We start from the raw sequence: 10,746 nt of genomic DNA on the forward strand, positions 1-10,746 counted from the left end.
GGGTAGCCTATGTTAGATGTAGAAGCGATTCGCAAGGATTTTCTAATTTTAGACCAGATTGTTAATGATGAACCATTGGTTTATTTGGACAATGCCGCGACGACACAAAAACCACTAGCAGTTCTGGGAACGATTAACCGCTATTATGAGCAGGACAATGCCAATGTTCATCGTGGGGTTCATACCTTGGCGGAGCGGGCGACTGCTTCCTATGAAGCTGCTCGTGAAACCATTGCTAAGTTTATCAATGCAGGCTCAACAAAGGAAGTTCTCTTTACTAGAGGAACGACAACCAGTCTGAACTGGGTAGCTCGCTTTGCAGAGGAGATTCTGACTGAGGGAGATCAAGTTTTGATTTCTGTCATGGAACACCATTCCAATATCATTCCTTGGCAGGAAGCCTGTCGTAAGACTGGGGCTGAGCTGGTCTATGTTTATCTCAAGGACGGTGTCTTGGATATGGATGACTTGCGAGCTAAATTGTCTGACAAGGTCAAGTTTGTTTCGCTAGCCCATGCCTCTAATGTTCTTGGAGTGGTTAATCCTATCAAGGAAATCACTAAAATGGCTCACCAAGTTGGAGCCATCATGGTGGTGGATGGTGCTCAGTCTACACCTCATATGAAGATTGATGTCCAGGACTTGGATGTGGACTTCTTCGCCTTTTCAGGTCACAAGATGGCGGGTCCAACTGGTATCGGTGTTCTTTACGGTAAAGAAAAGTATCTGGAACAAATGTCACCAGTAGAATTTGGTGGCGAAATGATTGATTTCGTTTATGAACAATCTGCTAGTTGGAAGGAATTGCCTTGGAAATTCGAGGCTGGAACTCCTAACATGGCTGGTGCAATCGGACTTGCAGCAGCAGTGGATTATCTGGAAAAGATTGGTATGGATGCCATTGAAGCTCATGAGCAGGAATTGATCGCATACGTCTATCCAAAATTGCAGGCGATTGAAGGATTGACTATTTACGGTTCTCAGGACTTGGCTCAACGTTCAGGTGTCATTGCCTTTAACCTAGGTGATCTTCATCCGCACGACCTTGCGACTGCTTTGGATTATGAAGGAGTGGCTGTTCGTGCAGGTCACCATTGTGCGCAACCCTTGCTCCAGTATTTGGATGTTCCAGCAACAGCTCGTGCAAGTTTTTATATCTACAATACCAAGGCAGATTGCGACAAGCTAGTCGATGCCTTACAAAAGACAAAGGAGTTTTTCAATGGCACTTTCTAAACTAGATAGCCTTTATATGGCAGTGGTAGCGGACCATTCGAAAAATCCACATCACCAAGGGAAGTTAGAAGACGCTGAACAAATCAGTCTCAACAATCCGACCTGTGGGGATGTTATCAACCTCTCTGTCAAGTTTGATGTAGAGGACCGTTTGGAAGATATTGCTTTTCTAAACTCAGGATGTACGATTTCAACTGCCTCTGCTAGTATGATGACAGATGCAGTTTTAGGAAAAACCAAGCAAGAAATCTTAGAACTTGCGACCATTTTTTCTGAAATGGTTCAAGGGCAAAAAGATGATCGTCAAGACCAACTTGGTGATGCATCCTTCTTGTCAGGCGTTGCCAAATTCCCTCAACGAATCAAGTGTGCAACCCTATCTTGGAATGCCCTTAAGAAAACAATTGAAAATCAAGAAAAACAATAAGACAAGTTTCTGTTGTCTTATGAATCAGTAGAAATGAAGAATGAAAGAAAGGATATTATGGCTGAAGAAAGAGTAGAACCAAAACCAATTGACCTTGGTGAATATAAATTTGGTTTCCATGATGATGTAGAGCCTGTCCTATCGACAGGAAAAGGATTGAATGAAGATGTCATTCGTGAGCTATCAGCTGCAAAGGGAGAACCTGAGTGGATGTTAGAATTTCGTTTGAAGTCTTATGAAACCTTCAAAAAAATGCCTATGCAAACTTGGGGAGCAGACTTGTCAGAGATTGATTTTGATGACTTGATCTACTACCAAAAACCATCTGACAAACCAGCCCGTTCATGGGACGAAGTTCCTGAAAAAATTAAAGAAACCTTTGAACGTATCGGGATTCCGGAAGCTGAGCGTGCTTATTTAGCCGGTGCCTCTGCCCAGTACGAGTCAGAAGTGGTTTACCACAACATGAAGGAAGAATTTGAGAAGTTAGGTATCATCTTTACAGATACAGATTCTGCCCTCAAGGAATACCCAGACTTGTTTAAACAATACTTTGCTAAGTTGGTACCGCCAACAGATAACAAATTGGCTGCCCTTAACTCAGCAGTATGGTCTGGTGGAACCTTTATCTACGTACCAAAAGGGGTCAAGGTAGATATTCCTCTTCAAACTTACTTCCGTATCAACAACGAAAATACTGGTCAGTTTGAACGTACCTTGATTATCGTTGATGAAGGCGCAAGTGTCCATTATGTAGAAGGATGTACAGCGCCAACTTATTCAAGTAACAGCTTGCATGCTGCCATCGTAGAAATTTTTGCCTTAGATGGAGCTTACATGCGTTATACAACCATCCAAAACTGGTCTGATAACGTTTATAACTTGGTAACGAAACGTGCTAAAGCTCAAAAGGATGCCACTGTTGAGTGGATTGATGGAAACTTGGGTGCCAAGACAACTATGAAATACCCATCTGTTTACCTAGATGGAGAAGGGGCGCGTGGAACCATGCTCTCTATAGCTTTTGCCAATGCAGGGCAACACCAAGATACTGGTGCTAAGATGATTCACAACGCTCCACATACTAGCTCGTCTATCGTGTCTAAATCCATCGCTAAAGGTGGAGGTAAGGTTGACTACCGTGGACAAGTAACCTTTAATAAGAACTCTAAGAAATCTGTTTCTCACATCGAGTGTGATACCATTATCATGGATGACTTGTCAGCATCAGATACTATTCCATTTAATGAAATTCACAACTCGCAAGTCGCTTTGGAACACGAAGCCAAGGTTTCTAAGATTTCTGAAGAACAATTGTATTACCTCATGAGTCGTGGATTGTCAGAATCTGAGGCAACTGAGATGATTGTCATGGGATTTGTAGAGCCCTTTACGAAAGAACTTCCAATGGAATACGCAGTTGAGCTGAACCGCTTGATTAGCTATGAAATGGAAGGGTCAGTCGGATAAAATTTGATTTTAGATTTACTAAAAATCAAGGACTTTGAAGATGAACTTGTAACAAAAAGAGACTGAGAAAAAATATTTTAAGAACAGAAAATGCATGATATCAGGTGCCAAAAAAACTTGATATTATGCGTTTTATTGTGGGAAGATTTATTCTATTCTCTCATGAAATAGAGTTTTTTCCTAAGCGCTTTTGATTTTTGATATATAGCGTATTGAATCTAGAGTAGTACATTACAGTTGTTGAAACATTTCTAGAAAAAAATTGACTTTCTCAATCGCTTTGTTCACATCTTATTTCAATCTACTATATTTTTGTGAGGACGAAGTAAGACAATGTATAAAATAGTCAGTTTAAGCCATGATATAGTTGCTTAGTTTAAAATAAGCATCTTGTAATAAAGCTATGGCATATAGTAGAGATTTTGAACAAGGAGCATTAGATTACATTAAAGAAGGATACAGCCATGTCGAGGCGGCCAAAGTTTTTGATGTAGGCGTCAGAACTCTCTTCATGTGGGAAAAGAAAGACGTGAACAAGGACACTTAGAGCGGAAAAAGTGAGTCGTCAAAAAGCGAAAGATTCCTTTAGAGGAATTGAAAGCCTTTGTAGAGGCTCATCCAGACGCTTTTTTACGGGGAATTGTGGCACATTTTGATTGTGCTATTCCTTCAGTATGGGCAGCTTTAAAGCAGATTAAGGTCACTTTAAAAAAGACGACTAGCTTTAAAGAACAAAATCCAGAGAAAGTTGCTGAGTTTCTTGATATTTTGAATAGCCTAAAAGATTTACCAATCGTATCTATTGATGAAACGGGAATCGACCGCTACCTCTATCGTCCTTATGCACGAGCTTCTAGAGGGGAGAAAGTCTATGAAAAGATTAGCGGACGGCGTTTTGAGCGGACTTCAATTGTTGCAGGACAAGTAGATGGAAAGTTTATAGCTCCCATGATTTACAAGGGAAGTATGACGAGCGATTTCTTTGTGGAGTGGTTCAAAACGCAACTCCTGCTTGCTTTGAAGACACCTCATGTCATTGTCATGGACAATGCTAGTTTTCATCCTAAGAACATCTTGGATGAACTGTGCATCCAAGATAGACACTTTTTCTTACCTCTACCACCTCATTCACCAGATTTGAATCCTATTGAGCAAGTTTGAGATATTTTGAAGAAGAAAGTGACTGATTTATTAAGGGAAGTCCCAAATATTTTTGAATGTTTGGAACGCTTTTTTAAAACTAGATGACTATAATTATAAAATGCTTATTGATTTTGATTTAAAATGAGTCAAAAAGCCGTTGCACAACGGTTTTTTGTTATAATTAAATGAAGAATGTAGAATAAAAGGAGAAAAACATGACATTTGAAGAGATCCTGCCTGAATTAAAGGCTAAGAAAAAATATGTACGAACTGGTTGGGGAGGTGCTGAAAACTATGTCCAACTCTTTGATACCATCGAGCAAAATGGTGTGGCTTTAGAGGTAACTCCTTATTTTTTGATTAACGTTTCTGGCGAAGGAGAAGGTTTTTCCATGTGGAGCCCGACACCTTGTGATGTTTTGGCGACGGATTGGGTAGAAGTGCATGACTAAATGTGTACTCATTACAGGAGTGAGTTCAGGGATCGGTCTGGCTCAGGCTCGACTCTTTTTAGAGAAGGGCTATCAAGTTTATGGTGTGGATCAAGGAGAAAATCCAGTTTTAGATGGTGATTTCTACTTTTTACAGAGAGATTTGACCTTGGACTTAGAGCCTATTTTTGATTGGTGTCCTCGGGTGGATGTTTTGTGCAATACTGCTGGAGTTTTGGATGATTACAAACCCCTTTTGGATCAAACAGCACAGGAAATTCAAGAGATTTTTGAAATCAACTACGTTACTCCAGTAGAGTTGACTCGCTATTATTTGACCAAAATGTTGGAGAATAAAAAGGGGATTATTATCAATATGTGCTCCATTGCTTCGAGCCTAGCAGGTGGCGGTGGACACGCCTATACTTCTTCGAAGCACGCCTTGGCTGGATTTACCAAGCAGTTGGCTCTAGACTATGCAGAAGCTGGGATTCAGGTCTTTGGGATTGCTCCAGGAGCAGTTAAGACGGGTATGACTGCTGCCGATTTTGAACCAGGTGGTTTAGCGGACTGGGTGGCTAGTGAAACCCCAATCAAACGCTGGATTGAACCAGAAGAAGTGGCAGAAGTCAGTCTTTTTTTGGCCAGTGGAATAGCAAGCGCCATGCAAGGACAAATCCTGACAATAGATGGTGGCTGGTCTTTGAAGTAGGAGGATCTGATGGAAATCAAAAGACACTTTGGAGTCTACGCTGTTTGCTTTGAAAATGGGAAGTTACTCTGCATTGAAAAAACGAGAGGCCCTTATCAACATCGGTATGATCTACCTGGAGGCAGTCAGCAACTTGGTGAAGGACTGACGGAAACGCTGACTAGAGAAGTTATGGAAGAGACGGGATATACTGTTAGAAGCTACTCCAATCCTCGAATCTACGATGTTTTCGTCAGGGAAGAGTTAACAAATTTTATGGTTCACCATATCATGGCCTTGTATGATGTTGAGATAAACGAGAAGGCATCTCAAGTTACTATTTCTGAAACTGTCTCTGATGGTGTGAATGATTCACTTGGATATATTTGGATGGATATTCAAGAGATTACAGAAGAAAATGCATCGCCATTAGTCTTGAAGATTAAGTCTGAATTATTAGGATTTCCAGAACTGGACAAGACTTCTTACATGAATTGGAAGGTGAAGTAGGGGGATAATGGAACTATTTAAAACATGGAAGAAAAATATGGTTCTCTATGGTCTTAAATCTCAAATCGGAACTGTCTACCGAAACAGTGATAGGACAACAAGCTTTTATGATGTTGGGAATTTTCTATACTTAGCAGGGGAGTTAAATTCCAGATTTTGGGAAGATTTTGTTAGGAAATATGGTTTAGATTATAAGATTATTATTTCAGAAAATACCAATTGGCAAGATTTTCTGCATCAGAAAGTGGAGCTAATTTCTTTTACTCGCTATTCTTTTAAGGATAAGGCAAATTTTCAAGTTGAATTTCTAAATGATCTAGTTACTCATATAGAGGAAGGTTACAATATTGTACCTATTGATAATCGTATTTATAACTGCCTTTCTGAGGAAGAATGGTCACAAGATTTAAAGGGGGATTTTGAGTCCTACCAGGATTTTGCTTTAAAAGGTGGATTTGGCTTTGTTATTCTTAAAAATAATGAAGTGATTTCTGGGATTTCCTCAGGGTTAGTTTACCGTGGAGCAGTTGAAGTGGAAGTTGCAACTAGACCAAGCGAACAAGGAAATGGATTTGCTAAAAAGCTTGGTGCTGCAATGATTCTAGAGAGTTTAAATAGAGATATGTTTCCACTTTGGGATGCTCATAACGAGGCTTCCAAAAAAGTAGCAGAATTTTTAGGATATGAGTTAGTTGAACCTTATGAAGCTTTTGAACTAGAGGAAAGTTTCATATAATGATATCTGATATTGTATCTTTTAAGACGAGGTGAATGATGAAAAACCAACTAGCTCTTAGTGGAGAACAAATTGTTGAAAAAGTTTACCCGCAACTATTTCACCACATTGGCATGATTCGTGGGGAATATTTGTTGAGAGAGCTTAATCAAAACATCCTATTACCAAGTTGTCAGCAATTTGTAAAAGATTATCTAGACACTATTTGCTCCTTGTACTCAGATGAAGAAGTTTGGTATCGTTTTTCAGAATTAACGAATACAGAAGCTAATTGTCTAAAGGGGACTAAAGAGTATTTTGATGAAAATCATCCCTTATTTGGATATAGAGGAACTAGGCGTTTGCTGGCGTGTCCGGATGAATTTCAGGCTGAGGCAAATGTCGTTACAGAAGTTTATCAAATCAATCCCAATCTGTCTCTTATTTTTCCTTTTGTCAATGATGCCGACCAATTAAAACAAGCTATTACAGTATTGCGTCAGTATGGCTTTACTGGGAAAGTTGGCACGATGATTGAATTACCGTCAGCATATTTTGACTTGGACAGGATACTGGAAACTAGTATTTCAAAGATTGTAGTCGGAATGAATGATTTGACTTCTTTTATTTTTGCCACTGTGAGAAACAGTCAATGGCATGATATGGAAAGTCCAATAATGTTAGATATACTAAGAGATATGCAGGATAAAGCAAGGATGAAAAAGATTGACTTTGCTGTAGCAGGCTATCTGAATCCTTCTTTCATACAAAAAATGAATCAGTTGGGTATCAAGTGCATTATCCACTACAGTTCTATTCCAGAGATTTTTGATTTAGAAATTGACCATCCAGATCATCTTAAACATATAAAAGAAGAAAGTAAGAAATTACAAAGGAGCACCCATGACACCGCAAGAAATGTGGAATGCATACAAGAAAATTAACCCCTCTATAGGAGATGAGATAGATGCCTGGGCTTTTGGAGAGGAACCAGACCTTTTAGCGGATTTGGTTTTAAAAGGCGAAAAAACAGCAACAGCTTCAGCCTACGATCTCTACGCACTAGAAGATGAACCCCTTCCGCAAGAAGGTACCTTTGACATCATTTTAGATAGTCAAAATCAGGCTGTCTGTATTGTCGAAATTACAAAGGTTTCTGTCCAGCCCTTCAATCAAGTTTCTGCTCAACATGCCTTTAAGGAAGGGGAAGGTGACAAATCCCTATCCTATTGGCGTCAGGTTCATGAGGACTTTTTCACAGAGTGGATGAGGGAGGCAGGACAGACTTTTACACCTGACAGCAAAGTTGTTTTAGAAGAATTTCGCAAGGTCTACCCCCTGTAGACTGCTAGACGGAAGAAAGTTTTGGAAATCGCCGTCCAATCCTTTTTTCTCAATCAAAATATGATATAATAAGTTTGTTTGAAGAAGAGCTCTAGCTCTTAAACTTAGAATAGGAGAAAATTATGCAAGCAGTTGAACATTTTATTAAACAATTTGTTCCTGAACATTATGATTTATTTTTAGACTTGAGTCGTGAGACCAAGACGTTTTCAGGGAAGGTGACCATCACTGGTCAAGCACAGAGTGACCGTATTTCCCTTCACCAAAAAGACTTGGGAATCGCCACTGTAGAAGTTGCAGGGGAAGCTCGCACATTCACAGTTGATCATGACAATGAAGCCCTTCATATTGAACTTGCGGAAGCAGGTCAAGTTGAAGTGGTTATCGCCTTTTCTGGTAAAATCACAGACAACATGACAGGGATTTACCCATCTTACTACACAGTTGATGGAGTCAAGAAGGAAGTCTTGTCTACTCAGTTCGAGAGCCATTTTGCCCGCGAAGCCTTCCCATGTGTGGATGAGCCAGAAGCTAAAGCAACTTTTGACCTCTCTCTACGTTTTGACCAAGCAGAAGGTGAATTGGCCTTGTCTAACATGCCAGAAATCGATGTTGAAAACCGTAAGGAAACAGGTATCTGGAAGTTTGAGACAACACCTCGCATGTCTTCTTACCTGTTAGCCTTTGTTGCGGGTGATTTGCAAGGTGTGACGGCTAAAACTAAAAACGGTACCCTCGTCGGTGTCTACTCAACCAAAGCTCACCCACTATCAAACCTTGATTTCTCACTGGATATCGCTGTTCGCTCTATCGAGTTTTACGAAGATTACTATGGAGTTAAATACCCAATCCCTCAATCTCTCCACATCGCCCTTCCTGACTTCTCAGCTGGAGCTATGGAAAACTGGGGTCTTGTGACCTACCGTGAAGTTTACTTGGTTGTGGATGAAAACTCTACCTTTGCCAGCCGTCAACAAGTTGCCCTTGTTGTGGCCCATGAATTGGCTCACCAGTGGTTTGGTAACCTTGTTACTATGAAATGGTGGGATGACCTTTGGCTCAATGAAAGCTTTGCTAACATGATGGAGTACGTCTGTGTGGATGCTATTGAACCAAGCTGGAATATTTTTGAAGATTTCCAAACAGGTGGAGTACCTCTTGCTCTTGAACGTGACGCGACTGATGGTGTTCAGTCTGTCCACGTCGAAGTTAAACATCCAGATGAAATCAATACGCTCTTTGACGGAGCTATCGTCTATGCCAAAGGAAGTCGGCTCATGCACATGCTTCGTCGTTGGCTAGGTGATGCCGATTTTGCCAAAGGTTTGCACGCTTACTTTGAAAAACACCAATACAACAACACCATTGGTAGTGACCTTTGGGATGCCCTTGGTCAAGCATCTGGCCGTGATGTCGCAGCTTTCATGGATTCTTGGTTGGAACAGCCTGGTTACCCAGTTCTTACTGTCAAAGTTGAAAATGATGTTTTGAAGATTTCACAAAAACAATTCTTCATCGGTGAGCACGAAGACAAGAACCGTCTCTGGGTTGTGCCACTAAATAGTAACTGGAAAGGCTTGCCTGATACACTTGAAACTGAAAGCATCGAAATCCCTGGCTACGCAGCCCTTCTTGCTGAAAACAAAACAGCACTTCGTCTCAACACTGAAAATACAGCCCACTACATTACCGACTATCAAGGAGATTTGTTGGATGCAGTTCTTGCTGACCTAGTTGAGCTTGATAACACAAGTAAACTGCAAATCGTCCAAGAACGTCGTTTGCTTGCTGAAGCAGGACACATTTCTTATGCTGACTTGCTCCCAGTCCTTGATAAACTTGCTAAAGAAGAATCTTACCTTGTCGTTTCAGCTGTTTCTCAAGTGATTTCTGCCCTTGAGCGCTTTATCGATGAAGGAACAGAAGCTGAAAGAGCCTTCAAAGCATTGGTTGCTAAATTGGCTCGTCATAACTATGACCGTCTTGGTTTTGAAGCTAAAGATGGCGAATCAGATGAGGATGAATTGGTTCGTCAGCTGGCTATTTCTATGATGATTCGCTCAAATGATGCAGAAGCTAGTCAAGTCGCTAGCCAAATCTTCGCGGCTCACAAGGAGAATCTTGCAGGACTTCCAGCAGCTATTCGTTCACAAGTTCTGATTAATGAGATGAAACATCATGAGACTAAAGACTTGTTAGCACTTTATCTTGACACTTATACGCACGCAACAGATGCTGTCTTTAAACGTCAGTTGGCAGCTGCTCTTGCCTACAGTACAGATGCGGACAATATCCAAACCTTGATTGCTGCTTGGAAGGACAAATTTGTGGTTAAACCACAGGACTTATCTGCATGGTACTTCCAGTTCTTAAGTCATCAGGCAACTCAAGAAACAGCATGGTCTTGGGCTCGTGAAAACTGGGCTTGGATTAAGGCAGCCCTTGGAGGAGATATGAGCTTTGATAGCTTTGTTATCCTTCCTGCACACGTATTTAAGACTCAGCAACGTTTGGCAGAGTACAAGGAGTTCTTTGAACCGCAACTTTCTGACCTTGCTCTTAGCCGTAACATCGGTATGGGAATCAAGGAAATTGCAGCGCGTGTTGACTTGATTAACCGTGAAAAAGCTGCAGTGGAAGCAGTTGTTCTTCAATATGGGAAAGCTTAAACATTCGTAAAATAATAAAAACTCAACTTTCTCTCTTAAAGTGAGAGGGAGTTGAGTTTTTTTTAAGGCAAATTTGGTATAATAGTTTTAATAAGGAGGAGTTTCTCATG

10 protein-coding genes and 1 pseudogene are annotated in these 10,746 nt (G+C 40.7%); all 11 read left to right on the forward strand.

All coding sequences use genetic code 11. The features are described from left to right. Window positions 1–9: 9 nt before the first annotated feature. Window positions 10–1,236, forward strand: coding sequence for a cysteine desulfurase (locus tag SMSK597_RS06695; protein WP_000887689.1), 1,227 nt, complete (start codon window positions 10–12; stop codon window positions 1,234–1,236). Next, window positions 1,223–1,663 (forward strand): Fe-S cluster assembly sulfur transfer protein SufU, encoded by a 441-nt coding sequence (sufU, locus tag SMSK597_RS06700; RefSeq protein ID WP_001218494.1) that lies wholly within the window; start codon window positions 1,223–1,225, stop codon window positions 1,661–1,663. Before SMSK597_RS06695 ends, sufU begins: the two co-directional genes overlap by 14 nt. Before the next feature lie 57 nt (window positions 1,664–1,720). Next, window positions 1,721–3,133 (forward strand): Fe-S cluster assembly protein SufB, encoded by a 1,413-nt coding sequence (sufB, locus tag SMSK597_RS06705; RefSeq protein WP_000797051.1) that lies wholly within the window; start codon window positions 1,721–1,723, stop codon window positions 3,131–3,133. A 403-nt stretch (window positions 3,134–3,536) separates the two neighbouring features. Beyond that, window positions 3,537–4,381, forward strand: a pseudogene (locus SMSK597_RS13645) (IS630 family transposase). 110 nt (window positions 4,382–4,491) lie between these two features. After that, window positions 4,492–4,728 carry a DUF2829 domain-containing protein gene (locus SMSK597_RS06720; RefSeq protein ID WP_000141905.1) on the forward strand — a complete coding sequence of 79 codons (237 nt, stop codon included), beginning with the start codon at window positions 4,492–4,494 and terminating at the stop codon, window positions 4,726–4,728. Continuing rightward, window positions 4,721–5,419 carry a 3-oxoacyl-ACP reductase gene (locus tag SMSK597_RS06725; protein WP_000158833.1) on the forward strand — a complete coding sequence of 233 codons (699 nt, stop codon included), beginning with the start codon at window positions 4,721–4,723 and terminating at the stop codon, window positions 5,417–5,419. Before SMSK597_RS06720 ends, SMSK597_RS06725 begins: the two co-directional genes overlap by 8 nt. A 9-nt stretch (window positions 5,420–5,428) precedes the next feature. Next, window positions 5,429–5,908 (forward strand): NUDIX hydrolase, encoded by a 480-nt coding sequence (locus tag SMSK597_RS06730; RefSeq protein WP_000403936.1) that lies wholly within the window; start codon window positions 5,429–5,431, stop codon window positions 5,906–5,908. A 7-nt stretch (window positions 5,909–5,915) separates the two neighbouring features. Continuing rightward, on the forward strand, window positions 5,916–6,644 hold the full coding sequence (locus tag SMSK597_RS06735) for a GNAT family N-acetyltransferase (RefSeq protein WP_000418700.1): 729 nt from the start codon (window positions 5,916–5,918) through the stop codon (window positions 6,642–6,644). A 38-nt stretch (window positions 6,645–6,682) separates the two neighbouring features. Beyond that, window positions 6,683–7,567, forward strand: coding sequence for a putative PEP-binding protein (locus tag SMSK597_RS06740; protein WP_000795803.1), 885 nt, complete (start codon window positions 6,683–6,685; stop codon window positions 7,565–7,567). Further along, window positions 7,527–7,967 carry an ASCH domain-containing protein gene (locus tag SMSK597_RS06745; protein WP_004237797.1) on the forward strand — a complete coding sequence of 147 codons (441 nt, stop codon included), beginning with the start codon at window positions 7,527–7,529 and terminating at the stop codon, window positions 7,965–7,967. The genes SMSK597_RS06740 and SMSK597_RS06745 overlap by 41 nt, the downstream gene beginning before the upstream one ends. A 122-nt stretch (window positions 7,968–8,089) precedes the next feature. Beyond that, on the forward strand, window positions 8,090–10,636 hold the full coding sequence (locus SMSK597_RS06750; protein ID WP_001149125.1) for a M1 family metallopeptidase: 2,547 nt from the start codon (window positions 8,090–8,092) through the stop codon (window positions 10,634–10,636). The last annotated feature ends 110 nt before the right edge of the window (window positions 10,637–10,746 follow it).

This window comes from Streptococcus mitis SK597 (genome assembly GCF_000148545.1).
Lineage (GTDB): Bacteria > Bacillota > Bacilli > Lactobacillales > Streptococcaceae > Streptococcus > Streptococcus mitis_C.

Bases quoted from the DNA above. Each gene is read 5' to 3' on its own strand.
- SMSK597_RS06695 (WP_000887689.1), top strand. From the start codon at position 10: ATGTTAGATGTAGAAGCGATTCGCAAGGATTTTCTAATTTTAGACCAG.
- sufU (WP_001218494.1), top strand. From the start codon at position 1,223: ATGGCACTTTCTAAACTAGATAGCCTTTATATGGCAGTGGTAGCGGAC.
- sufB (WP_000797051.1), top strand. From the start codon at position 1,721: ATGGCTGAAGAAAGAGTAGAACCAAAACCAATTGACCTTGGTGAATAT.
- SMSK597_RS06720 (WP_000141905.1), top strand. From the start codon at position 4,492: ATGACATTTGAAGAGATCCTGCCTGAATTAAAGGCTAAGAAAAAATAT.
- SMSK597_RS06725 (WP_000158833.1), top strand. From the start codon at position 4,721: ATGACTAAATGTGTACTCATTACAGGAGTGAGTTCAGGGATCGGTCTG.
- SMSK597_RS06730 (WP_000403936.1), top strand. From the start codon at position 5,429: ATGGAAATCAAAAGACACTTTGGAGTCTACGCTGTTTGCTTTGAAAAT.
- SMSK597_RS06735 (WP_000418700.1), top strand. From the start codon at position 5,916: ATGGAACTATTTAAAACATGGAAGAAAAATATGGTTCTCTATGGTCTT.
- SMSK597_RS06740 (WP_000795803.1), top strand. From the start codon at position 6,683: ATGAAAAACCAACTAGCTCTTAGTGGAGAACAAATTGTTGAAAAAGTT.
- SMSK597_RS06745 (WP_004237797.1), top strand. From the start codon at position 7,527: ATGACACCGCAAGAAATGTGGAATGCATACAAGAAAATTAACCCCTCT.
- SMSK597_RS06750 (WP_001149125.1), top strand. From the start codon at position 8,090: ATGCAAGCAGTTGAACATTTTATTAAACAATTTGTTCCTGAACATTAT.